Annotated in this window: 20 protein-coding genes and 1 pseudogene; 11 read left to right on the forward strand and 10 right to left on the reverse strand. The window is 74.0% G+C overall.

Features of this window, described 5'->3' with window-relative positions:
• Nucleotides 1-59: 59 nt before the first annotated feature.
• The 5 genes from OG715_RS04460 to OG715_RS04480 form a co-directional block, all read right to left on the reverse strand.
• Complete coding sequence (locus OG715_RS04460) at nucleotides 60-320, reverse strand: hypothetical protein (RefSeq protein WP_266277201.1); 261 nt, start codon at nucleotides 318-320, stop codon at nucleotides 60-62.
• A gap of 211 nt (nucleotides 321-531) precedes the next feature.
• Complete coding sequence (locus OG715_RS04465; protein ID WP_266277199.1) at nucleotides 532-1,797, reverse strand: sugar ABC transporter permease; 1,266 nt, start codon at nucleotides 1,795-1,797, stop codon at nucleotides 532-534.
• Nucleotides 1,794-2,582, reverse strand: a complete 789-nt coding sequence (locus OG715_RS04470; RefSeq protein ID WP_078896788.1) for an ATP-binding cassette domain-containing protein — start codon at nucleotides 2,580-2,582, stop codon at nucleotides 1,794-1,796. The genes OG715_RS04465 and OG715_RS04470 overlap by 4 nt, the downstream gene beginning before the upstream one ends.
• Nucleotides 2,583-2,725: 143 nt before the next feature.
• Nucleotides 2,726-3,820: a sugar ABC transporter substrate-binding protein gene (locus tag OG715_RS04475; RefSeq protein WP_266277197.1), complete on the reverse strand. Its 1,095-nt coding sequence runs from the start codon at nucleotides 3,818-3,820 to the stop codon at nucleotides 2,726-2,728.
• 343 nt (nucleotides 3,821-4,163) lie between these two features.
• A complete protein-coding gene (locus tag OG715_RS04480; RefSeq protein WP_266277196.1) occupies nucleotides 4,164-5,348 on the reverse strand; it encodes a cupin domain-containing protein in 1,185 nt (394 codons plus the stop codon).
• A gap of 141 nt (nucleotides 5,349-5,489) precedes the next feature.
• Here OG715_RS04480 and OG715_RS04485 point away from each other — a divergent pair, with 141 nt between their 5' ends.
• Nucleotides 5,490-6,386 carry an MBL fold metallo-hydrolase gene (locus OG715_RS04485; RefSeq protein ID WP_266277195.1) on the forward strand — a complete coding sequence of 299 codons (897 nt, stop codon included), beginning with the start codon at nucleotides 5,490-5,492 and terminating at the stop codon, nucleotides 6,384-6,386.
• A 123-nt stretch (nucleotides 6,387-6,509) separates the two neighbouring features.
• Here the strand turns inward: OG715_RS04485 and OG715_RS04490 are convergent, their stop codons facing one another.
• Nucleotides 6,510-7,322 (reverse strand): NAD(P)-dependent oxidoreductase, encoded by an 813-nt coding sequence (locus tag OG715_RS04490; RefSeq protein ID WP_266277193.1) that lies wholly within the window; start codon nucleotides 7,320-7,322, stop codon nucleotides 6,510-6,512.
• Nucleotides 7,323-7,392: 70 nt separating this feature from the next.
• On the opposite strand from OG715_RS04490, the gene OG715_RS04495 reads away from it, so the two are divergent.
• Nucleotides 7,393-8,289 (forward strand): LysR family transcriptional regulator, encoded by an 897-nt coding sequence (locus tag OG715_RS04495; protein WP_266277191.1) that lies wholly within the window; start codon nucleotides 7,393-7,395, stop codon nucleotides 8,287-8,289.
• Between the two features lie 34 nt (nucleotides 8,290-8,323).
• Here OG715_RS04495 and OG715_RS04500 read toward each other — a convergent pair whose 3' ends face one another.
• Both OG715_RS04500 and OG715_RS04505 read right to left on the reverse strand, forming a co-directional pair.
• Nucleotides 8,324-8,584: a dTMP kinase gene (locus OG715_RS04500; protein ID WP_266277189.1), complete on the reverse strand. Its 261-nt coding sequence runs from the start codon at nucleotides 8,582-8,584 to the stop codon at nucleotides 8,324-8,326.
• A 560-nt stretch (nucleotides 8,585-9,144) separates the two neighbouring features.
• Nucleotides 9,145-9,327 carry a hypothetical protein gene (locus OG715_RS04505; RefSeq protein ID WP_266277187.1) on the reverse strand — a complete coding sequence of 61 codons (183 nt, stop codon included), beginning with the start codon at nucleotides 9,325-9,327 and terminating at the stop codon, nucleotides 9,145-9,147.
• 9 nt (nucleotides 9,328-9,336) lie between these two features.
• Between OG715_RS04505 and fxsT (OG715_RS04510) the strand changes: the two are divergent.
• The 3 genes and pseudogenes from fxsT (OG715_RS04510) to OG715_RS04520 all read left to right on the forward strand — a co-directional run.
• Nucleotides 9,337-9,997, forward strand: a pseudogene (gene fxsT / locus OG715_RS04510) (FxSxx-COOH system tetratricopeptide repeat protein); the annotation flags it as partial.
• Between the two features lie 72 nt (nucleotides 9,998-10,069).
• Nucleotides 10,070-11,518, forward strand: coding sequence for an FxSxx-COOH system tetratricopeptide repeat protein (gene fxsT / locus OG715_RS04515; RefSeq protein WP_266277185.1), 1,449 nt, complete (start codon nucleotides 10,070-10,072; stop codon nucleotides 11,516-11,518).
• A 213-nt stretch (nucleotides 11,519-11,731) separates the two neighbouring features.
• On the forward strand, nucleotides 11,732-15,700 hold the full coding sequence (locus tag OG715_RS04520) for a non-ribosomal peptide synthetase family protein (protein WP_266277183.1): 3,969 nt from the start codon (nucleotides 11,732-11,734) through the stop codon (nucleotides 15,698-15,700).
• Nucleotides 15,701-15,809: 109 nt separating this feature from the next.
• Here OG715_RS04520 and OG715_RS04525 read toward each other — a convergent pair whose 3' ends face one another.
• Nucleotides 15,810-16,166, reverse strand: coding sequence for a hypothetical protein (locus OG715_RS04525; RefSeq protein ID WP_266277181.1), 357 nt, complete (start codon nucleotides 16,164-16,166; stop codon nucleotides 15,810-15,812).
• 432 nt (nucleotides 16,167-16,598) lie between these two features.
• Between OG715_RS04525 and qcrB the strand changes: the two genes are divergently transcribed.
• The gene (gene qcrB, locus OG715_RS04530) at nucleotides 16,599-18,251 is read left to right on the forward strand and encodes a cytochrome bc1 complex cytochrome b subunit (protein ID WP_266277179.1); all 1,653 of its coding nucleotides are present in this window, start codon (nucleotides 16,599-16,601) and stop codon (nucleotides 18,249-18,251) included.
• A gap of 101 nt (nucleotides 18,252-18,352) precedes the next feature.
• Here the strand turns inward: qcrB and OG715_RS04535 are convergent, their stop codons facing one another.
• Nucleotides 18,353-18,781, reverse strand: coding sequence for a hypothetical protein (locus OG715_RS04535; protein WP_266277177.1), 429 nt, complete (start codon nucleotides 18,779-18,781; stop codon nucleotides 18,353-18,355).
• A gap of 339 nt (nucleotides 18,782-19,120) precedes the next feature.
• On the opposite strand from OG715_RS04535, the gene OG715_RS04540 reads away from it, so the two are divergent.
• The 5 genes from OG715_RS04540 (at nucleotide 19,121) to OG715_RS04560 (ending at nucleotide 23,865) form a co-directional block, all read left to right on the forward strand.
• Nucleotides 19,121-19,573: a hypothetical protein gene (locus tag OG715_RS04540; protein WP_266277175.1), complete on the forward strand. Its 453-nt coding sequence runs from the start codon at nucleotides 19,121-19,123 to the stop codon at nucleotides 19,571-19,573.
• On the forward strand, nucleotides 19,570-20,685 hold the full coding sequence (locus tag OG715_RS04545; RefSeq protein ID WP_266277173.1) for a polyprenyl synthetase family protein: 1,116 nt from the start codon (nucleotides 19,570-19,572) through the stop codon (nucleotides 20,683-20,685). The genes OG715_RS04540 and OG715_RS04545 overlap by 4 nt, the downstream gene beginning before the upstream one ends.
• Before the next feature lie 188 nt (nucleotides 20,686-20,873).
• A complete protein-coding gene (locus OG715_RS04550) occupies nucleotides 20,874-21,545 on the forward strand; it encodes a cupin domain-containing protein (RefSeq protein ID WP_266277171.1) in 672 nt (223 codons plus the stop codon).
• The gene (locus OG715_RS04555) at nucleotides 21,542-22,690 is read left to right on the forward strand and encodes a hypothetical protein (protein ID WP_266277169.1); all 1,149 of its coding nucleotides are present in this window, start codon (nucleotides 21,542-21,544) and stop codon (nucleotides 22,688-22,690) included. The genes OG715_RS04550 and OG715_RS04555 overlap by 4 nt, the downstream gene beginning before the upstream one ends.
• Nucleotides 22,687-23,865, forward strand: coding sequence for a hypothetical protein (locus tag OG715_RS04560; protein WP_266277167.1), 1,179 nt, complete (start codon nucleotides 22,687-22,689; stop codon nucleotides 23,863-23,865). The genes OG715_RS04555 and OG715_RS04560 overlap by 4 nt, the downstream gene beginning before the upstream one ends.
• The last annotated feature ends 14 nt before the right edge of the window (nucleotides 23,866-23,879 follow it).

A 23,879-nucleotide genomic window follows, 5' to 3' on the forward strand; every position in this document is an offset into this window, starting at 1 on the left:
GTGCCGACGGCCCGCGCCCGAACCGGCGGGCAGACTCGTTGGTCAGCCGACCAACCGGTTCAGGCGTCCTGGGCGTCCAGCCAGTGCAGCAGCACGGTGCGCTCGGTCTCGGTGCCGACGGGGCTGTCCGGGTCGAGTGCCCAGCGGCGGATCCGGGTCAGGGTCTCCGCGTCGAGGTCGAGGTAGAGGCGCCAGTGGGCGCGGGGGTGGCAGTTGCTGTCACGCGGTTCGCCGCACTCATGGCAGTGGGTGAAGAAGGCGTCGACCAGACGGTGCACGATCGTCTCGGCGGGCATGGGCGGCGGTACGTCCTCACTCACGGGGATCCCTGGCTCGTCGGGGCCGCCGGACTTCGTGGGTCGGCGGGCCCGCAGTCCAGGGTGCGGGGCCGGACGGCCGGGCGGCAGGGACCAACGTCCCGACCGGGCACATCCGGGCGTGCCCGGACACGTCGGCGGACGGGTCCGGGCACGCCGGAGGCCCGGTCCCCGTGGGGGTGGGGACCGGGCCGTACGGGGCGCGCGGCCGGGCTCAGCCCCGGCCGGCGGACTTCTGGGTGCGCCGGGAGACCGAGTCGAGCACCACCGCGGCGAGCAGCACCGCGCCGGTGATCATGTACTGGATGGCCTGGGCCGCGTGCACCATGTCCAGTCCGGTGGTGATCGACTGGATCACCAGCATGCCGAGCAGCGCCGACCAGGTGCTGCCCCGGCCGCCGAAGAGGCTGGTCCCGCCGATGACGGCGGCGGCGATCGCGCTCATCAGCACATTTCCGCTGCCGAGCAGCTTGTCCGACGAACCCTGCTGGGAGGCGATGAACAGGCCGCCGAGCCCGGCCAGCATCGCGGAGATCATGAAGACCGAGATCCGCACCCGGGCCACGTTGATACCGGCCCGGCGGGCCGCCTCGATGCCGCCGCCGACCGCGAAGATCTGCCGGCCGTAGGAGGTGCGGCGGAGCACGAAGTCGGTGAGCGCGACCACGCCGACCAGCACCACCAGGGGCAGCGGCAGACCGCTGTCCTGGTTGAGCGTCCAGGCGGAGACCAGGGCGACCACGGCCAGGGCGCCGGTGCGCAGCGCGATCTCGCCGAGCGGCCTGGCGGGCAGGCCGGCGGCGGTGCGGCGGCGGGCGGTGAGCACCTGGGCGGCGCAGTACCCGGCGACGGAGAGGACGGCGAGCAGCCAGGCGAAGAGGATGTCGCCGTCACCGAGGAAGTAGTTGTCCAGGTGGGCGACGACGCCGTCGTTGATGTTGTTGACGGTGCCGAGCTTGCCGAGCACGTAGTCCTGGAGGCCGCTCCAGGCGAGCATGCCGGCCAGGGTGACGACGAACGCGGGGACGCCGATCCGGGCGAAGAAGAAGCCGTGCAGGGCGCCCATCGCACCGGCGGTGAGCAGGGCGAGGAGAATCGCCAGCCACTCGTTCAGGCCCTGGCGCACCGCGAGCACGGAGGTGACGGCGGCGCAGGCGCCGGCCACCGAGCCGAGCGAGAGGTCGATCTCGCCGAGCAGCAGGACGAAGACGACACCGACCGAGATCAGGCCGTAGCCGGCGATCCACTTGGTGATGTTGGTCAGGTTGTCGGCCTGCAGGAAGTGGCCGGTGACGCTCTGGAAGATGATCGCGATCAGGATCAGGCCCAGGACGACGGGCAGGGCCCCGAGTTCGCCGCTGCGGATCTTGCGGCGGAACTCCTCGGCGTAGCCGGCGACGCCGCCCTGGCGGACCAGCAGCCGGGGGTCGGCGGCCGGGGCCGGGGTGTCGGCGGCGGGGGTGGTCTGGCTGGTGCTCACTTCGCTTCCTCCGCGATGCGTGCCTGGCGCCGGGTGACGGCATTGTCGGTGGCGCCGGTGATGGCGGAGATGATCTCCTCGGGCGTGGTGCCGGCGACCGGGAAGGCGCCGTTGTTGCGGCCGAGCCGCAGCACGGCGACGGTGTCGGCGACCGCGCGGACGTCCGCCATGTTGTGGCTGATCAGGATGACGCCGAGGCCGCGTTGGCGCAGCCGCTCGACGAGGTCCAGGACCTGCGCGGTCTGCTCGACGCCGAGGGCTGCGGTGGGTTCGTCGAGGATGACGATCCGGGGGTCGCCGACCAGGGCACGGGCGATGGCGACCACCTGGCGCTGGCCGCCGGAGAGCGCGGCGATCGGGATCCGCACGCTCGGGATGCGGATCGACAGGGTGTCCAGGAGTTCCTTGGCGCGCCGCTCCATGGCGACCTCGTCCAGGGTGCCGCGGCGGCGCAGTTCGCGGCCGAGGAAGAGGTTGGCGACGACGTCGAGGTTGTCGCAGAGCGCGAGGTCCTGGTAGACGGTCGCGATGCCGAGGGCCTGGGCGTCCTGGGGGCGGCCGATCCGTACCGGGCGGCCCTCCCAGGTGATGGTGCCCTCGTCGATGGGGTGGACCCCGGCGATCGTCTTGACCAGCGTGGACTTTCCGGCACCGTTGTCGCCGACCAGGGCGACGACCTCACCGGCGTGGACGTCGAGGTCGACGTCGGTGAGTGCCTGGACAGCGCCGAAGCGCTTGGAGACCGCGCGCAGCGCCAGTACGGGTGCGCCTGTCACGTGAACCATCTCCTGCGGGGGTGTGCGTGGCGGGGAGGGGAGGGAGGAAGCGGGGGCGGACGGCGGGGCGGGCCGCCGTCCGGCGCCGCGCGAGGGCGCCGGACGGGCGTCGGCCACCGGCCGTTTGCGACCCTGGGGTCAGTGACCGGGGGTCACTTCAGGCCGGCCGCGGCGCAGGCGGCGGCGTAGTCGGCGGTGCAGATGTCGGCGGCCTTGTAGAGCCCGTCGGCGACGACGGTGGCGGTGATGTTGGCCTTGGTGACGATCTTCGGGTCCAGCAGCTTGGCCGGGATGCCCTTGTCGGTGTCGCTGTCCACGGTGGTGGGGGCGACGACCTTGACGTCCTTGCCCTGGAGCAGGCTGACAGCGAGTTCGGCGGCGCTGTCGGCGAGCGGCTTGTACGCCTTGTAGATGGTGTAGGCCTGGTCCCCGGCGACGATCCGCTGGATCGCGTCGAGGCCGGCGTCCTGGCCGCCGACCGGGACGTTGACGCCGGCCGCCTTGAGCTGGGTGATGATCGCGCCGGCCATGCCGTCGTTGGCGGAGTAGACGGCCTGGAAGCCGTCCTTGCCCAGCTGGGTGATGGCGGCGCCGGTCTTCTGGCCCGCGACGGTGGGCTTCCACTCGCCGGACTGCTCGTACACCACCTTCTTGATCTTGCCGTCCAGCACCTTGTGGGCACCGGACTTGAAGAGCGCGGCGTTCGGGTCGGCCTCGTCGCCGTTGATCATCACGATGTTGGCGTCCGCGGCCTTGGCGCCGAGGGCGTCCAGCAGGCCCTGGCCCTGGAGTTCGCCGACCTTCTCGTTGTCGAAGGAGACGTAGGCGGAGACCGGGCCGGTGGCGAGGCGGTCGTAGGCGACGACCTTGACGCCCTTCCCGGCCGCCTCCTTGACCCACGCCTGGGTGGACTTGGCGTCGAAGGCGTCGAGCACGATCACCTTGACGCCCTCGGCGATCAGGGTGTCGAACTGCTGCTTCTGCTTGGCCGCGCTGCCCTCGGCGTTGCTGTAGCGGACCTTGCAGTCCGGGCAGAGGGCGGTGACCTTGGCCTCGATGAACGGGCGGTCGAAGGACTCGTAGCGGGTGGAGGATGCGTTCTCCGGCAGCAGCAGGCCGATGGACTTGGAGTCCCCGGAGCTGGCGCTGTCCTTCTTGTCCGCGCCGGCCTTGCCGCAGGCGGCCAGCGAGAGGGCCATCGAGACCGCGGCGGTGCCGACGAGGACGCGACGCATCGTTGCGTTCATGGGGGGATGCCTCCGTGACAGGGGCCGCAACTCTGCGGCGAGGTGGCAGGAGTTAACCCGGCGCCGTCCCGTGTCGTCAATAAGTAAATTCAAGCTCCGGCGAATCCCTCCTCTTTCGTTATCTTCATGAACGCCAACCAGGGCTTGAAACTTGGAGGATCCTCCGAGTCAAGACCTGACAGGACATGACAGAAAAGGATAAATCGCCCACGACCAATAGCTGTGACCTGGTACGTACCTGGTGGGCAAACGATCGTTCGCTGCACGTACCGCCACCCGGAGGGCAGACCGAGGCACTCTTGACAGGGACAGGGCGGGCAAACTCAAACGTTCAAGAGTTTGATCATCCGTCAGCGAAATGGGCCGCCATCCGGTCCCGGTAGCGGCCCGGCGTCGTCCCGAACTGCCGGCTGAAGGCGTGCGAGAGCGCGTACGGCGTCGCGTAGCCGACCCGCCGGGCGATGACGTCCAGCGGATCGGCGCTCTGCTGGAGCAGCGCGGCCGCCCGGGTCATCCGCCACCAGGCCAGGTAGGCCATCGGCGCCCGGCCGACCAGGGCGGTGAACCGGCGGGTCAGCGTCGCCCGGGAGACCCCCGCGCTCGCGGCCAGCTCCTCGACGCTCCACCCCCGCGCCGGATCCTCGTGCAGGGCGCGCAGCGCGCCCGCCACCACCCGGTCCCCGAGCGCGGCGGGCCAGCGGCCGCCCGTGCCGAGCGCCGCACCGGAGCCCGGCGGCGCATCCGCGTCCGCGCCCGCCCCGGTATCCGCGCCCGCCCCGACCGAGGGCCGGGGCGAGGACAGCCAGGCCCGCAGCATGTACACCAGCAGCAGATCGATCAGACTCGGGACGGCGAGCGCCCCGCCCGCCCCGTCCGAGGCCAGTTCACCACCCAACAGATCGACCGCCGCCCGGAGTTGGGGGTGGGCCCCGACCCGGTTCGGCAGATGCACCACGTCCGGCAGCTCCAGCATCAGCGGGTGGGACCTGCTGTGCTCCAGGCGGTACTTCCCGCAGAGCAGTTCGGCGATCGGCCCGCCCGCGGCACCGAGCACCGGCAGCGGCCCGGGAGCACCGTCGAGCGGACCCTCCGGGGCGGGGGCGCCGTCGAGCGGACCCTCCGGGGCGGGGGCGCCGTCGAGCGGACCCTCCGGGGCGGGGGCGCCGTCGAGCGGACCCTCCGGGGCGGGGGCGCCGTCGAGCGGACCCTCCGCACCGGGCGGCGGCGTCCGCCGGGCCGCCGCGAGCAGCCGATCGATCGGCACCGCCGCGGCCGCCGCGCCCCGGTCCAGCGGCGCGGAGGCGAGCACATGACCCGTCCCGTGCGGCAGCAGCACGGCATCCCCCGCCCCGAGCCGGACGGGCTCACCGCCGTCCGGCAGCAGCCAGCAGCCGCCCTCCAGCACCACATGGAAGCCGGCGCCCTCGTAGGCGGGGATGCGGGCCGACCAGGCCCCGCCGACCCGCAGCCGGTTGGAGGAGGGTCGTCCGATCCGCACTGCCGCGATCGCGTCGCTCACCACGTCCATGACCGCAGGATAGCCGCAGCGGCACCGTAGTGAGCCGATCTCGTATTCAATCGAGCCATTCACGCATTGAACCGCTCAGTAACCTGCTCCTAGGATCGGACTCGTCGACGGAACGACATCGCGTACACCACGGGAGGGACCATGGAACGGATCGTGCTCGGCGAGGCCGAGGTGCTGAGGGTCAGGGAGTGGGAGGGGGCGTTCATGCCCTCCGCCGACATCGTGCCCGGGGCGACACCCGAGGACTGGGAGCGCAACGCGGACCTGCTCGCGCCCGACCACTGGAACCGCGCCGACGACACCCATCTCGGCGCCCTCCAGAGCTGGGTGGTCCGCCACGGGGGCCGCACCGTCCTGGTCGACACCGGGGTCGGGCACCGCCGGCAGCGCCCGCACAACCGGCTCTTCCACGAGCGGGACAGCGACTTCCTCGACCTGCTCGCGGCCGCCGGTGTGCGGCCCGAGGACGTCGACGTGGTGGTCAACACCCATCTGCACGCCGACCACGTCGGCTGGAACACCGTCGAGCGGGACGGCGAATGGGTGCCCGCCTTCCCCAACGCCGTCTACTACCTGCCGGCCGCCGACCACGCCTCCTTCGCCCCGGGCGGGCCCGGGCGCGCCGGTCCGGCGACCCGCCAGGAGGAGCGTCGACTGCTCTACGCCGACAGCATCGAGCCGGTGGTCCGCTCGGGCCGGGCGGTGCTCTGGACGGAAGGCGTCCGGATCGACGAGGCCCTGACCCTGGAACCCACGCCCGGCCACAGCCCCGGGTCCTCGGTGCTGCGGCTGGACTCGCACGGCGAGCGGGCGGTGTTCGTCGGCGACCTGCTGCACAGCCCGCTCCAGCTGACCCGCCCCGAGTGCAACAGCTGCTTCTGCGAGGACCCGGTCCAGGCCGCGACCACCCGTCGCAGCGTCCTCGAACGGGCAGCCGACCGGCGCGAGTTGGTCGTCCCGGCGCACTTCGCCGGAACGGGCGCCGCCGAGGTGCGGCGCGAGGGCTCCGGCTTCACCGTCACCCGCTGGGCCGGCTGACGGCGGCGGCCGGGGCGCCCGTCCTCCCCCGAGGCGGACGGACCCCCCGGCCCCGGCGCTCTACCCGACCCCCGGCCCGGCCCGACACCCGGCCCAACACCCGTCCCAACGCCCGGCCCGGCCTCAGCCCCCGGCGCGGACCGCGTCCACCCAGCGCGCGAGGTCCTGCTCCGCCAACTCCGGTTGGGCCAGCAGCCGTTCGCGCACCGCACCGAGCACGGGCCCGCCGCCCGCCAGCGCGAGGTCCTTGGCGGCCAGCCGCACCGGGAAGTCGGCGTCGACGGCCCGGGCCCGCGCCACCAGCCCCCCGAGCGGCCCGGCCGCGAGCACGCCCTCCGCCAACTCCTCGGGCAGGCCGAGCGATCCGGCCAGGGCCAGCGCCTCGGCGACCACCGCCACTCCCCCGACGATCGCCCCGATCGCCACCAGCTTGAGCGCCGCACCGGCCCCGGGGCCACCGCAGTCGACCACCCGGCCGAGCCGCTCCAGCACGGGCCGGACCCGCTCCACGTCCTCGGGTCCGCCGCCCACCAGCACGGTCAGCCCGCCGGTCCCGGCCGGGCCGACGCTGCCCAGCACCGGCGCGTCCACCAGGCCGACACCGTCCGGCAGTTGTGCCCGCGCCTCGGCCACCGCGGCGGGACCCACCGAGGACATGTCGACCCAGACGGTGCCGGGCGCCAGTTCGGCGACGATCTGTCGTGCGACGGCCGCCAGCGCCGCCGGATCGGCCAGCATGGTGACCACGACGCCCGCGCCGCGCACCGCCGCCGCCGGATCCGCGACCTCCACCAGCCCCTCCACCGACCCCTCCACCGGCTCCGGCACCCGGCCGGGCGTCCGGTTCCACACCGTCAACGGGTAGCCGCCGGAAGCGAGCCGACGGGCCATCGGGAGCCCCATCCGGCCGAGGCCCAGAAATGCGATCTTCTCCATGGCTCCACGCTAGGAACCATCGAGCCAGGCGACAAGCGAATGTCCCGCATGGTAGCCATGCGGAATGGACATGGCCTGGCTCGACGTCTTCCGCACCACCGCCCGACTGGGCTCCTTCACCGCCGCCGGTGAGCGGCTCGGGTTCACCCAGTCCGCGATATCCCGTCAGATCGCCACCCTGGAAGCCGAGTTCGGCGTCCAGCTGTTCGACCGACTGGCCCGCGGGGTCCGCCTCACCGAGCACGGCCGGACGCTGCTGCCGCACGCCGAGGCACTGCTGGACCGGCTGGACGGCACCCGCCGCGACCTCGCCGCACTCACCGGCCTCGGCCTCGGCAGGCTGCGGATGGGCGCCTTCGACAGCGCCAACGCCGCCCTCGTCCCGGCCGCGCTGGCGGCCTTCCGCACCGCGCATCCGGGGATCGGCATCTCCCTCGCCGAGGGCCTGTCGGCACAACTGCTCGACCGGCTGCGGGACGGCGCGATCGACCTCGCGGTGGTCGCCGCCTACCCCGGCCACCCCTACGACACCGAGCTGTTCGACGTGCGCCCGCTGGCCGAGGACCCGGTACTCGTGGCCCTCCCGCCGGACCACCCGCTGGCCGGCCGGGAGCGGCTGCGGCTCGTCGAACTCGCCGACGAGCCCTGGATCGCCGCCAGCAGCCGGGCCGAGTCCACCCTGCTCGCCGCCTGTGTCCGCAGCGGCTTCCAGCCCCGGATCGCCTACGAGGTCGGTGCCTGGACGGCGAAACTCGGCCTGGTCGCCGCCGGGTTCGGCGCCACCCTGATCCCGGCCCTGGCCGCCCGCGCCACCCGTCCGGACATCGCGCTCGTCCCGCTCCACCCCGAGGACACCCCGGTCCGCCTGGTCCGTACCGCCACCCTCCGCGCCCGCTCCGCACCTCCCGCCGTCACCGCCTTCCTCCCTCACCTCGCCCGCGCGGCGGCCGCCCCGGTCCGGGCCTGACCCCGCCCGGTCCGGGCCCGTCCCCTGGGCCCTTTCACGACCGCCCCCGCCGCCGCGGCCCCGCCGGAGGGTCGACGGGGTCCGGGCGGCTCCCGGTCAGCAGGACGGACAGGGTCGCCGTGTGGGTGCGCAGCAGGCTGACGACCCGCCGGTCCCCGTCCTGGAGGAAGGGCAGCACCAGCAGCGCGGGCACGGTCGCGAGCACGACCACCGCCAGGACGGGAGTGAGCAGGGCCAGCAGCAGCACCCGCTGCAGCGGGCCGAGCACACGTGGAGCGAGGGTCAGCACGGTCATGTCGGGTTCTCCGTTCCCGCCGGGACGGCCCTCCCGGCTCGGGTCTGCGGGAACGACCTTGACAGGAGCGCGAGTTCATCGGCGTTGTTCACCGGGAGACTCCTGGCGACCGACCGAACATCCGGCGGTTGTTCGGTGATAATGCCGAACAACAGCGGGTCGGTCGGGCGGGGTCCGGGGGGACGAGTGGCACAGACGAACCGGGGCGGGCGCCCGTTCGGCCCGATCCGGGCGGAGAGCCCGGAGGCGGAGGAACTCGCCGACTTCCTCCGGCACCTGGTGGTGACCGCCGGGCAGACGGTGGCCGACATCGCGCGGACGGTCGGCCGGGCACCCGGCACCGTGAGCGAGAACCTCTCCGGCCGTGTGCCCACCGAGCAGTTCGTCCGCGCCCTGGTGGGCGCCACCAGCCGCGACCCGCGCGACCTCGGCCGGGCCCTGAACCTCCTGCGGGCCGCCCGCGACCCCTCCCCACCGCGCGCCCGCCCCGGCGGTGCCCTGCCCGGCGGCGGCCTTCCCGGCGGAAGCGTGGAGGAGCAGCACGGCTATCTGGAGACCCTCTACAGCCAGCTCAGCCAGGCCAGGGGCACATCCGGCTCGTCCCGCCGATCAGCCTCCGGAACCCGGTCGACCTGGTCGGCCACGACGAGCAGGAGGCCGCGCGGGTCCTGCTGGCCGCCATCGGCCTGCCCGGTACCCCGGCGGCGGAACCGGACGACGGTGCCCCGCGCTTCCCCAGCCACCGGCCGACCGTGTGGGAAGTCCCCCGACGCAACCGGCACTTCACCGGACGCTCACCGGCCCTGGACCTGTTGCGCGACCGGTTCGGCGGCAGGGCCGGGACGGCTCCGACCGGTGTCCAGGTACTCCTGGGTCTCGGTGGGATCGGCAAGACCCAGATCGCCCTGGAGTACGCGCACCGCTTCGCGGCCGACTACGACCTGGTGTGGTGGATCGACGCCGAACAGCCCGAGCTGGTCACCGCGGCCTTCGCCGAACTGGCGGAACGGCTCGGCCTGCGAGTGGGTGACTCGCTCGGCGTGGCCATGGAGGCCGCTCGTGAGGCGCTCCGCCGCGGTGAACCGACCTCGCGCTGGCTGCTGGTCTTCGACAACGTCGACGAGGCCGACGACATCGTCCGCTACCTGCCCGGCGGCCCCGGTCACGTCCTGATCACCTCCCGCTACTTCGGCTGGCGGAGCCGGGCCGAGGCACTCCAGATCGATGTCTTCGAGCGGGCCGAGAGTGTCGAGCACCTGTCCCGTCGCCTGCCCGACATTTCCCCCGAGGAGGCCGGTCAGGTCGCCGAGGCGGTCGGCGACCTGCCGCTGGCGGTCGAGGTCGCCTCCGCCTGGCTGGCGGAGACGCACACACCTGTCTCCACCTACGTCGCGCAGTTGCGCGAGGAGTCCGCCCGGGTGCTGTCCATGGCCACCCCTACCGACTACCCCACCCCGGCCGGCGCCACCTGGAACCCGCCACGCGGTGCACCTGGTCCTCGCGGGGGCGCGACCCGTCGTCGGCGACACCGACGATCCGGCGAACTGGCCCGTCTTCGACACGGTCTGGCCGCACCTGGCGCAGTCCGGGGCCCAGGACTGCGACGACCCCAACACCCGGCTGCTGCTCATCGACCGGGTCCGCTACCTCCACACCCGCGGGGACCTGGAGGGCGCGTACCAACTCGGCCGGACGCTGGACACGCACTGGAGCACCAAGCTGGGTGAGGACGACCGGCAGACGCTGGTGCTCCGCTTCCACCTGGCCGCCGTCCTGCGCTCCCGGGGCGACTACGCCGAAGCCCTGGCCATGGACGAAGGCGTGCTGGAACGCCAACGGGCCACCTTCGGCGAGCACCACGCGTACACCCTGAGGACGGCCGGTTCGCTCGCCGCCGACCGACGGGCGACCGGTCGTTTCGACGCCGCGTTGGCCCTCGACCGCGAGACCCTCGAGCAGTTCCGCGAGCTGTTCGGCGAGAACGACGCCCTCACCCTGGCCATGGTCAACGACCTGGCGCTCGACCACCGCCTGACCGGCGACCTCGCGGCCGCCCGCGACCTCGACCGGGAGACCTTCGAGCGGCGGACGACCGTCCTCGGCCCGCTCCACCCGGCCACCCTCGCCAGCCAGGCCAACTGGGCCCGGGGCCTGCGTGAACTCGGGGACTACCAGCACTCGTTGGAGGTCCTCGAGGATGCCTTCATTGCGCTCCAGAAGGTACTCGACCCGGACGCGCCGGAATACCTGGGCATCGCCGACTCCCTCGCCGTCGGCCTGCGCCTGGCCGGCCGGACCGACGAGGCCCGGCAGCTCGGCGAGGCCACCTACCGCCGTCGGCTGGAACGCCACGGCCCGGACACACCGGCCGCGCTGGCCTCCGCGCTCAACCTGGCCGCGGTCCTCGGCGCGTCCGGCGACCACGAGGCGGCCCGCGACCTCGCGAGCAGTGCGTACGAAGGCCATCGGGAGCTGTTCGGCCCGCGGCACCCCTTCACGTACGCCTGCGCCGCCAACCTCGCTCAGTACCGGCGCCGCTTCGGAGACACCGAAGGGGCCGTGCTGCTCGGGCACGAAGCGGTCCGCGGACTGACCGACACGGTCGGTCCCGACCACCCGTCCACCCTGCACGCCATGCTCACCCTGGCCAACTCCTGTTCCGCGGCCGGGGACCACGAGCCGGCCGAGGAGCTGGGGCGGTCCGCCCTCCACGGGCTGTCCGAGCGGCTCGGCCCCGGGCACCCGGACACGCTGGTCTGCCGCGCGAACCTGTCCGTCACCCTGCACCGCCAGGGCCGCCACCACGAGGCAGCCGAGTTGCGGGCGCAGGCACTGACGGCGATCACCGGGCTCCTGGGAGACGCGCACCCGCACGTACGGGCCGTCCACGAGTCGCGCCACATCGACCGGGACCTCGAACCGCAGCCGTTCTGACCGGGCCGGGACCGCGCCCGGACCGCGCCCGGGACGAGCGGGACCGGCGTGGGGCCCCGCCCGGGACGCGGGCAGGACCCGCCCGGGCCCGAAGGGGGGCCGGGAGACGGCCACCGCCCCAGGTGTTCGGGACAGCGGGTGGCCGACCTTTGAGGTCACGCCCGGTCCACGCGCCGGGCGGCCCTATCGGCCCGAGCCCAGGGGAACCCCGTCATGACCGCACAGCCCGTCCTGTTCGCCACCCTTCTCGACGCCCGCCGCTCCGTCTGCCTGCCCGACCTGCTCCGAGCCCAGGCCGCCGCCCGCCCCGACGCCACAGCGGTCACCGCTCCGGCGGAGACCGGCGCAGGCCCGGGCACCGGCACCGGCGCCCGGCTGAGCTTCCGCGAGCTCGCCGCCGCCGCCGACGCGCTCGCCGCGCACCTGCACCGGCTGGGCGTGGCCACCGACGACTGCGTCGGCCTGTACACCGAGCCGTCCCTGGCGCTGATGACCGGCGCCTGGGGCATCCTGCACGCGGGCGCCGCGTACCTGCCGCTCTCCCCCGAGTACCCGGAGGAGCGGCTCCGCTGGATGATCGAGTCCAGCGGGACCAGGGTGGTCGTCGCCCAGGAGCACCTGCGGTCCCGGCTGGCCGAGCTGGTCCCGGCCGGCACCCGGATCGTCACCGCCGCCGACCTCCCGGACCGGGGCACCCGGCCGGAGGCGGGCGAGAGCACCCACATCCCGCACCAGGCCCACGCCCCGGCGGGCCCCGCCCCCGAGTCGCTGGCCTACGTCATCCACACCTCCGGCAGCACCGGCCGCCCCAAGGCCGTGATGATCGAGCACCACAGCATCGTGTCGCAGCTGCGCTGGCTGGCCGACGCCGGCCATCTGGGCCCGGACACCACCGTGCTGCAGAAGACGCCGATGAGCTTCGACGCGGCCCAGTGGGAGATCCTCGCACCCGCCGCCGGCGCGCGGGTGGTGATGGGCGCGCCCGGCGTCTACCGGGACCCGGAGGCCCTGATCGACACCGTGCTCGCGCACGGCGTGACCACCCTCCAGTGCGTGCCGACCCTGCTCCAGGCCCTGCTCGACACCGAGCGGCTGGCCGACTGCACCGGTCTGCGCGGGCTGTACTCCGGCGGCGAGGCGCTCTCGGTCCGGCTGGCCCGGGCGCTGACGGCGGCGCTGCCGGGCGCGGAGCTGGTCAACCTGTACGGCCCGACCGAGTGCACCATCAACGCGACCGCCCACCGGATCGACCCGGAGACCCTCGTCGACGGCGCCGGTTCGGTACCGATCGGCATCCCGGTGGACCGCACCCGCTGCTTCGTCCTGGACGAGGAGCTGGCACCGGTGGAGGTCGGCGCGACCGGTGAGCTGTACATCGGCGGCGTCCAGCTGGCCCGCGGCTACCTCAACCGGCCGGATCTGACGGCGGAGCGCTTCGTCGCCTCGCCGTACCTGCCGGGCGAGCGGCTCTACCGCACCGGCGACCTCGCCGAGTGGAACCCGGACGGCACCCTGCAGTGCGCCGGTCGGGTGGACAACCAGGTCAAGCTGCGCGGCTACCGGGTCGAGCTGGACGAGATCGCGCTCGCCGTCGAGGAGCACCCCTGGGTGCGCCGGGCCGCCGCGGTGGTCACCGACGACCCGCGCACGGGCCACCGCAACCTGGTGGCCTGTGTGGAGCTGAACCCCAAGGAGGCCGCCCTGATGGACCAGGGCAATCACGGCGGCCACCACCGGTCCAAGGCGAGCAAGCTCCAGGTCCGGGCGCAGCTGTCCAACCCGGGGCTGCGCGGTCCGGCCGAACTGGCCGGCCGGCCGGTGGTCGAGCTGCCGGGGCGCCGGGAGACCGACCGGCAGCGGCGGGAGACCTTCGCCCGCAAGACCTACCGCTTCTTCGAGGGCGGCCCGGTCACCCGGGAGGACCTGCTGGCACTGCTCGCCCCGCCGCACCCGGCCGGAGCCCCGACCGCCCCGACCGGACCGACCGCGCCGACCGGGCCGCCGACCGCCGTCACCCTCGCCGAGCTCGGCCCGGTGCTGCGCTGGTTCGGCCAGTTCCACAGCCCGGAGCGGCTGCTGCCGAAGTACGCCTACGCCTCCCCCGGCGCCCTGTACGCCACCCAGCTGTACCTGGAGACGGACGGCTCGCACGGCCTCGCCGCGGGCGTGCACTACTACCACCCGGTCGACCACACCCTGGTCCGGGTCGGCGACCGGGCGGCCGGGGGCGCACCGCTGGCGCTGCACTTCCTCGGCCGGCGCGGCGCCGTCGAGCCGGTGTACCGCGACAACATCCAGGAGGTGCTGGAGTTCGAGACCGGCCACATGCTGGGCGTGCTGGAGGAGGTGCTGCCGGAGTACGGACTGGCGGTGCGTCCGCTGGGCCACGATCCCGCCGTCCAGCGGCGGCTGGACGTCGCCGAGGAGGACTACTACCTGGGCAGCTTCGCGATCGTCCCGGAGGACGGCCGGCGGCGGCGGGAGGACACCGAGCTGTTCGTCCAGGCCCACCCGGGCGGGGTGGACGGCCTGCCGGCCGGCCTGTACCGGTACGAGGGCGGCGAACTGACCAGGATCTCCGACGAGGTGGTGGAGTCCCGGCACGTCATCGCCATCAACCAGCAGGTCTACCGGCGGGCGGGCTTCGGCATCACCGCGGTGAGCCGGGCCGCCGAACCGTGGCTGGAGTACATCGGCCTGGGCATCCGGCTGCACCGGCTGCAGCGCAACGGGCTCGGCTTCGGGTTCATGTCCTCGGGCTACAGCTCGAAGAGCGGTCACCCGCTGCCCGCCGCCCGGCGGATCGACGCGGTGCTGACCGGGTGCGGCATCGAGCCCGGCCCGTCGTACTTCTTCCTCGGCGGCCGGGTGAGCGAGGAGCAGATCCGCAGCGAGGGCATGCGGGAGGACGCCGTGCACATGCGCGGCCCGGCGGAGCTGATCAGGGACGAGCTGGTCGCCCTGCTGCCGGACTACATGGTCCCCAACCGGGTGCTGGTGCTGGACGAGCTGCCGCTGACCGCCAACGGCAAGGTGGACGCCAAGGCGCTGGCGGCCGCCGAGCAGGTCAGGGACGCCGCCACCGGTGCGCCGTTCGTGGCACCGGCGACGCCGACCGAGCGGCGGCTGGCCGGGATCTGGGCCGCCGCGCTGAAGTACGAGCCCGTCTCAGCGGCGGACGAGTTCTTCGCGGCGGGCGGCAACTCGCTGATCGCGGTGGCGCTGGTCAACCGGGTGAACCGGGAGTTCGGCGCCGGGCTGCCGCTCCAGGTGCTGTTCGAGTGCCCCCGGCTCGCCGATCTGGCGGCCAGGATCGACACGGCCGTCACCGACGGCGTCCGGAGCGCCCCGAGCGCCGGGGGACCGGCCTCCCGGCTGGTGCCGCTGCACCGGGGCGGCACCGACGACCCGGTGTTCTGCTGGCCCGGACTGGGCGGCTACCCGATGAACCTGCGTCCGCTCGCCGGGCGTTCGGGCCGGCCGTTCTACGGCGTCCAGGCGTACGGCATCAATCCCGGGGAGACGCCGCACCCGACGATCCGGGACATGGCGGCGGCCGACCTGGCGCAGATCCGGGTGGTCCGGCCGGAGGGCCCCTACACCCTGTGGGGGTACTCCTTCGGCGCCCGGGTGGCCTTCGAGGCGGCCTGGCAGCTGGAGCGGGCCGGGGAGCGGGTGGCCGCCCTGATGCTGATCTGCCCCGGCAACCCGGAGGTGCGACGGGCGGACGGCGAGCGGTACGGACGCGAGTCCTCGTACCGCAACCCGGCGTACCTGACCATCCTCCACTCGGTGTTCGCGGGCTCCGTCGGCGGGCCGCAGCTGGCCGAGTGCCTCGCCGAGGTGCGGGACGAGGACGGCTTCGCCGCCTTCGTCCACCGGACGCTGCCGGAGCTCGACGAGGAGCTGATCCGCCGGGTGGTCCGGATCGTCGGGGAGACCTACGAGTTCGAGTACACCTTCCGCGAGCTGGCCGAGCGGCGGCTGTCGGCCCCGGTGACCGTCTTCAAGGCCACCGGTGACGACTACTCGTTCATCGAGGGCAGCTCCGGCTGGTCGGCGGCCGCCCCGGCCGCGGTCCGGCTGGCCGGGGACCACTACGGCGTGCTGCGGGAGCAGGGCGTGGACGAGCTGGCGGCCGCGATCGCCGCCGCCACGGGCGGGGGCCCGAGCGCCCCCTGACCCGGCGCCGGGGCGCCCGGGGACCGTCGGAACCGGTCCCCGGGCGCCCCGGCGCCGTCACCGGAGCCTCACGGCCGCGGGTCGGACAGGACTTCGGGCGGTCCGCCCCTCACCCCCACCACTGCTCGGGGACCCCGGCCGGCTCCCGCCCGCCCTCGCCCGGGGCGTCGGGAGCGGCGACCCGGAGCGGGCGGGAGGCGGTGACGAGCAGTCCGTCCGGTCCGGCCGTCGCGACCCGGTAACCGGACTCGCGCAGTACGGCGGCGACCGCGCCGGTCACCGCCGCCCGGATGCCCTCGGCGGGCGGCGGCTGGTCGGCCGCCGCCTGCTCGGCGGGCGGCCAGTCGATCAGCACCCCGTGCGGGCCATGGCCGATCCGCAGCCCGGAGGGCCCGCGGTCGATGTCGAAGCCGGCCCGGGCCAGGTCGGCTGTCACGTCCTCGAAGAGTTCCCGGTGATCCACCATTGGCGCAGCGTAGGCCGGGTCCCGCGCCCTCCCCGGGTGCGGCGCGCGCCAGAACGCCCCGGCGTGTCGTCAACAGCACCCGAGCGCAGCATCGGAGTGCGACGGAGGCCGTCCCCGGACACCCCGTCACGGCCTCTCCGCAGCCCCCGCACGGCCCCGCCACGGCCCCGTCGCTGCCCCGGAACCCCCCGGACGGGCCGACACGAGCGGCCGGACGGGCCGATGGACGTGCACAGTCGGCGCGCTCCCGACAGCATGACAGAGTAAGCGCTCCATCACTTTGAGCAACGGGGGCGGCGGGTCGCCGGATCCGCGGGCCGGAGTGTCCGGCACCCCCGTATCGAGAGGTCCGATGATCACATCACTCCACCGGCCGGCCGTGACGCGGCCGGGCGTCCAGGACAAGCCGCGGCGGACACCGGGGAGCCCGTCGTGAGAGCCGACCAGCAGTCGAGCCCGGGGCCGGTCACCAGCACCCGCGCGGCGCCCGCCAACAAGGCCGAGGCGCTCGCCGACTGGGCCGACGGACGGCTCGGCATCTACGGCCTGTCCAAGTCCAATCTGCGCAAGATCTTCCCGGACCACTGGTCCTTCATGCTCGGCGAGATCTGCCTCTACACCTTCGTCATCATCATCCTGACCGGGGTCTGGCTGACGCTCTTCTTCATCCCGTCCATGAACGAGGTGACCTACGCGGGCTCCTACGTACCGCTCCAGGGCATCCCGATGTCGGAGGCCTTCGCCTCGACGATGCGGATCAGCTTCGACATCCGGGGCGGTCTGCTGATCCGCCAGATCCACCACTGGGCCGCGATCGTCTTCGTGGCCGCGATGTTCGTGCACATGATGCGGGTCTTCTTCACCGGCGCCTTCCGCAAGCCGCGCGAGATCAACTGGATGTTCGGCGCGGGCCTGCTGATCCTCGGCATGTTCGACGGCTTCATGGGCTACTCGCTGCCCGACGACCTGCTCTCCGGCACCGGCATCCGGTTCATGGAGGGCGCGATCCTCGCGGTGCCGATCGTCGGCACGTACCTCATGTTCTTCATCTTCGGGAGCCAGTTCCCCGGCCACGACATCGTGCCGCGACTGTTCACCGTGCACGTGCTGCTGATCCCGGGCATCATGCTCGGACTGCTGGTGGCCCACCTGATCCTGGTCTTCTACCACAAGCACACCCAGTTCGCCGGGCCCGGCCGGACCAACAACAACGTGGTCGGCATGCCGCTGATGCCGGTCTACATGGCCAAGGCCGGCGGCTTCTTCTTCCTGGTGTTCGGCCTGGTGGCCGCGATGGCCGCGATCGCCACCGTCAACCCGATCTGGATGTACGGCCCGTACCGCCCGGACCAGGTGTCGACCGACGCCCAGCCGGACTGGTACATGGGCTTCTCCGAGGGCCTGATCCGGATCATGCCGGGCTGGGAGATCGGCCTGTGGGGCCACACCCTCAACATGGGCGTGTTCGTGCCGCTGATGATCTTCCCGCTGGTGCTGGTGGCGATCTGGTCCTACCCGTTCCTGGAGGCCTGGATCACCGGGGACCGGGGCGAGCACCACATCGCCGACCGGCCCCGCAACGCGCCGGTGCGCACCGCCTTCGGCGCCGCCTGGATCAGCCTCTACCTGGTCCTGCTCGCCGCCGGCGGCAACGACCTGATCGCCACCCACTTCCACCTGTCCATCAACTCGATCACCAACGCCACGCGGATCGGCTTCTTCGTCGCCCCGGTGATCGTCTTCGTGATCACCAAGCGCTGGTGCCTGGGCCTCCAGCGCCGTGACAAGGAGAAGGTGCTGCACGGGCGGGAGACCGGCGTCATCAATCGGCTGCCGCACGGCGAGTTCGTCGAGGTGCACGCGGCGCTGCCGCCGGAGCGGCTGCACACGCTCACCGCGCACGACCAGCCGCAGCCGTTCGAGCTGCCGGCCAAGGTGGACGAGAACGGCGTGGCCCGCAAGGCCGGACTGCTGGCCCGCACCCGGGCCAAGCTGGCCCGGGGCTTCTACGGCGAGGGCAGCCAGATCGCCAAGCCGACGGTCCAGGAGCACGAGGAGATCAGCAGCGGCCACGGCCACCACTGATCCCGTCCGCCCCGCGGACCGCACGACCGGGCCCGCCGCACACCCCTGGTGTGCGGCGGGCCCGGCTGTGCGGGCGGCCCGTCGGCCGGGCCGGCGGTCGGTCAGCCGTGCAGGGCGACCGGGACGACGGCGAGCAGGGCCACCGCGAACACCACCGAGAGGCACACGGCCGCCCAGCGGGCGCAGATCCGGCGGCACTCGGTGCGGTAGCGGGCGGCCAGCGCGCGGCAGCGGCCCACCGCGCGGTCGACCACCTCCTCCGCGTACCGGAGGCGGTCGTCGGTGTACGCCTGCTCCAGGGCCTCCCGGTCGTCCGGCGCGAGCCAGGGGAAGCGGTCGGCGAAGGCCCGGGCGTCGCGCTGGGCCGCCGCGACCTCCGCCTCCCAGGCGAGGTAGCCCTCAAGCCGGGCGATCTCCAGGCCCGGGTCCACCGCCGGCCGGTCCGCACGCGGGACGGGCGGGCGCCCGGTCCGCCGCTTCGCCTCCGGCCGGGCGCCCCGCGCCTTCGGCGGACGCTGTCTGCCACCCATGACCCGCTCCTTCTCCCGTGCTGTCCCGAACCGTCCGGCGCTGCCGCTCTCCACCCCCTGGCGGATCACTCCGCATCCAGGCAATCACTATCAGTGACCGAAGCGGCGGGGGGCCCCGACTCGCCGGGCCGCCCCGGCCCCACCCGGCGCGCGGGCGCCGCCGCGCGCCGGGGCGACTCCGGCGCACCCCGGAACGCGCACGCGCCCGCCACCTCCCCCGTGACGCCGTGGACACGCTCCGCACACACCCGTGTACCATCGGCGATCGGTACGGCGCCCCGCCGCGCGCCGACCCGGACCGCCCCGGCCCCGGCCGGGGGGCGAACCAGGAGGTCAGCCATGCCCGATGCCGGTCGGTTCAGCGAATTGGGCGAGCAGGGCTCGCGCGCCGTCATGGAGGCCGCGGCCGTCCTGGAACGGGAGCTGTCCGCCGGGATCGCCGACGCCAAGGCGGCGACGGACCGGCTGACCGGCGAGCACCGGGTCGACCAGGAGGAGTTCGACCGGCTGGTGGGCCGGGTCTCGGAGAACACCCATCAGCTGATCGAGGCGGTGAGCGAGCGGGTCCTCGCCGGCACCACCGGCGAGGTGTCCGAGCAGGCCCAGCGGCTCGCGGCCAACGCCCACGACGTGCTCGACCTGCTGCTCGGCCTGAGCTCGCTCGCCCCCGGCCTCGCCAACCAGGGCCTGCGGAACGCCTTCGGACCGCAGGGCGACCCGCGGTCCGCCGACGGCGGCGGAGGAACCGGCGGCAACGACGGCGGCGGACCGGACGAGCGGCCCCGGGGGTGACCACCCCGGCCGGACGCACCGCCCTCGGCGCGCCGCTGGTCGAGCGCGTCCTGGCCCGGTACCGCGAGCGCACCCTCGCCGAACTGCTGCGCCACATCCCCGAGCAGAGCCCGCCCTACCTCTACGACCTGGCCGCCGACTACCCGACCCGCCCCTGCAAGGGCCTGCGGGCCGCGCTCTGCCTGGCCACCTGCGCCGCGTTCGGCGGCCGGCCCGAACGGGCCCTCAACCCGGCCGTCACCGTGGAGCTGTTCCACAACGGCTTCCTCGTCCACGACGACATCCAGGACGGCAGCGAGCTCCGCCGGGGCGAGCCCACGCTGCCCGCCCGGTACGGCGTGGAGGTCGCGCTGAACGTCGGCAACGCGACCAACCTGCTCGGCCTGCGGCGGGTGATGGCCAACCGGCGGGCGCTCGGCGGGGAGCTGGCCTGGCGGCTGTTCGAGGAGACCGAGCTGATGTGCCGCCAGTCCCTGGAGGGGCAGGCCCTGGAGATCGCCTGGATCCGGGACAACGTCTGCGGACTGACCAGTGCCGACTACTACCGGATGTGCCTCAAGAAGACGTCCTGGTACACCTTCCTCTACCCGTGCCGCTCCGGCCTGCTGGTCGCCGAGGGGGCCGGTACGGACGCCGCCCGGCTGGACCGGTTCGGCTGGTACCTGGGCGCGGCCTTCCAGATCCAGGACGACGTGCTCAATCTGGTCGGCGCGGCCGAGGAGTACGGCAAGGAGATCGCCGGGGACCTCTGGGAGGGCAAGCGGACGCTGATGCTGATCCAGCTGCTGGAGCGCGCCACCCCGGCCGAACGCGCCCGCGTGGTGCGGCATCTGAGCCTCACCCGGTCGCAGCGCGGACCCGGGGCGGCCGAGGACGTCGCCTGGCTGCTCGACCGGATGACGGCCTACGACTGCGTCGCGTACGCCCGGGAGGCGGCGGCCGGACTGGTCGCGGCCGCCGCGCGGGAGATCGGGGCCGTGCTCGCCGGGGCCCCCGCGGCGGCGGACGGCAGGGGCGACGGGAACCACGGGAGCGAGGACGCCGAGGAGGCCGCCGAGGCCCGCGCGTTCCTGCTCGCGCTGCCCGACTTCGTGGTGGCCCGGGGCCGCTGACCGCGTTCACCCCCCGTTCACCGTCCCGGCCGGTTGCCCCCGTCCGTCGGCTCCGCCCGCCCCTGGGCGATGTCACCCCGTGTGCGTAAGATCCGGAACGCCGGTCCCGGACGGCGGGAACCGGCCGCGCGACGCCCCGCGTCACCGGGGGTGACGTGGCAAGGGTCGAGGTGGGGGTGGGGTGGCCGATGTCCGTACGATCGGGGCTGCGGGAACTCGAAAGGCTCGCCGGGCGGCTTCCGGCCGGGGCGGAGCTCTACCGGCTGCGGCCGGACGGCCGGGTGCTGCTCGCGGACCGGGACGGCGCCCGGGAGTTGGGCCCGGAGGCCCCGCACGGTCCGGCCGGCGAGGAGCTGCTGCGGTTCATCGACGAGGGCCAGTTCGCCCACTACCTGGTGGGTGACGCCAAGACCTCGCCCGAGCGGCCCTCGAACGCCACCTACAAACTCGGCATCGTCGCCCCGCGCAGCGCGTTCACCCCGCACGCGCACGGCGGCGAGCACCTGGTGCTCAGCCTCGGCCACGCCGCCTGCGGGCTGTACGACGCCGAGCGGCGCCGGGTGGTGGAGGTGCCGCTGACACCGGGTCTGCTGATACGGATACCCGAGCTGATGCCGCACTCCTTCGCCAACCGGGGCCGCGAGCCGCTCAACATCCTGGCCGCCAACACCGGGTACGGCATCGACCACGAGGACTACGCGATCACCGCGGCCGAGGCCGAGCGCCGGTCGGAGACCGAACTCGCCGAGGCGCTGCGGGCGGTGGAGCGCGGGCAGCGGATCGGCACGGTCGGCCGGCGGGAGCGGCTGGCCGCCGGGCTGCGGCGGCTGGCGGCCACGCTGGAGGAGTCCACGCGATGAAGTGCCCGCGCTGCGAGACCGAGCTGTCCGGGAAGCTCCGCACCGGCCGCACCTGCTGGAGGTGCCAGCAGCGGTTCGCGCTGGAGCCGAAGTACACCCGGGGGCTGCACGACCTGCGGCTGCGGCGCACCGTGGAGCGGCTGGGCGACGGCGGCCGGGTCCTCCTGACGGTCCAGCAGCTCCGCTGGGCGCACCACGAACGCGGGCAGCTGTCGCCCCGGCCCCGCAAGGACCCGCCGGGCCGGCCGTCCGAGCCCCGGTTCGAGGGCGCCGGCATGCTCGCCTTCTGCCTCGGCATGGGCACCGGGCTGGTCGCCGTCGCCTACTTACTGGTCACCCGGCTGCCGGCCGCGATCATCCTGGCCGCCGTGGCCGGCTTCTTCGGCCTGGCCCTGCTCGGGGCGATGTCGAAGGACGCCGTCCGGCTGCTGCGGCGCAAGCGGACCATGGCCCGGTGGGAGCTGGCCGAGCGGCAGTGGCAGCTGCGGCGCGAGCTGCTGCGACGGCAGGAGGACGCCTGGACGACTCCGCTGGACAACCGCCCCGACTGGACCGACGCGGAGTTCCGGAGCAAGGTCCTGAACGCCTGGGCCGAGGTCTACGGCGGCCTCCCGGACGGTGTGGTCGAGGACGCCGCCGTCCGGCCCTCCGCCTCGGTCGGGCCGCCGGTGCTCGCGGTGCTCTGCCCGGACCGGACGGTCACCGCCTTCCTGCACGCCAACACCTTCGCGGTGCGCTACCGGGCGGTGATCGTCGGCTCGGTGGCGGAGCTGCCGGACGACCTGCCCGTGGTGGTGCTGCACGACGCCTCCCCGCAGGGCCTGGTGCTGGTGCGCGAGGCCAGGTCCGCGCGGCCGGCCGTTCCGGTGGTGGACGCCGGACTGTCGCCCCGCACCGCGGTGGCGGCCGGGGAGCGGGCCGTCCAACTCTACGAGCACCAGGAACGCGCGCCGTTGGAGGAGCTGCTGGCGCGACTGCCGGGGCTCTCCGAGGGGGAGCGCCTCTGGCTCGGCAAGGGGCTCTGGAGCCCCCTGGCGGCGGTGCCGCCCAAGCGGCTGCTGACGATGGTCGAACGGGCCGCCGAGCGGGCGCTGCACGGAAATGTCGGATTCCTCAGCTGGCCGGTGCCGGAGGTACCGCGATGATCTGCCCGCACTGCTCGAAGGACCTCATCCAGCGTCAGCGGACCGGGCGCCGCTGCACCTACTGCCGCGAGGAGTTCGCGCTCGATCCCAAGACCGACGGCGCCGGGCTGCACGACCTGCGGATCCGCAAGGCCGTCGGGAAGCTCTCCGACGGGGGCCGGCTGGTCGTCACCGCCGGGCAGCTGAACCACTCCCTCCAGCACCGGGGGCGCCCGCCGCAGAAGTACCGGGGCGACATAGGCGTCGCGGCCGGGCTGTTCGTCCCCGGGAGCATCCTGACCCTGATCGGCCTCGGCACGATCCTCACCCCGTTCGGCCCGTGGCTGCTGCTGCCGGGCCTCCTGCTGATCGGCTTCGGCATCCGCCAGTGGGCGCTGTCGGACGTCCCCGCGCCGGACGAGTCGGTCCACTCCCGCTGGACCGAGGACGAGTTCCGCACCACCGTGCTGAACCGGTGGCGGACCACCTACGGCGCCCTGCCGCCGGGGCTGGTGGAGGACGGGCTGGTCCCGTCCGGGCCGCCGCCCGCCCGCCCGGCCTTCGTCCTGCTCTGCCCGGACCGGACGGTCACCGCCTTCCTGCACGCCAACCGCTACCCCGAACGGCACCGCGCGCTGCTCGTGCGGGACCTGCGCGAGGTCCCGGCCGGGCTGCCGCTGGTGGTGCTGCACGACGCCTCGCCCCAGGGCCACCTGCTGGCCGCCGACGCGCGCGCCGCCCGCCCCGGCCTGCGGGTGCTGGACGCCGGGCTGTCGGTGCGCACCGTGCTGGTCGACCAGACCAAGTACACGCTGCTGCGCGACCTGCACCGCCCGGAGGAGCTATACCTGCGCCTGGAGCGGTCGGTGCCCGAGCTGACCGGCAGCCAGCGGGATTGGTTCGCCGAGGGCTGGTGGACCCCGCTCGCCGCGCTGGCCCCGAAGCGGCTGCTGGCGATCGCCGACCGGGCCGCCGAGCGGATCACCGCGCCGCCGACGCCCCGGGCCCCGGCCGCCCGACAGCCCGGACCGGTGCGCTCGCCGGCGGCCGGCCGGCCGGAGAGCCCGCTGGAGACCCGGCGCCGGGCACTCGCCGTCGGCTTCATGAGCTGGCCCGAACCCGAGCCGGACGGCGCGCCCGGGGGCTCCGGCGGGGCCCGTCCGAACGGGCCGGACCTCGGCAAGGGCCCCGCGTGAGCGCGGGGACGACG

It is taken from the genome of Kitasatospora purpeofusca, from assembly GCF_036010405.1.
In the GTDB taxonomy this organism is placed as follows: Bacteria; Actinomycetota; Actinomycetes; order Streptomycetales; family Streptomycetaceae; genus Kitasatospora; species Kitasatospora purpeofusca.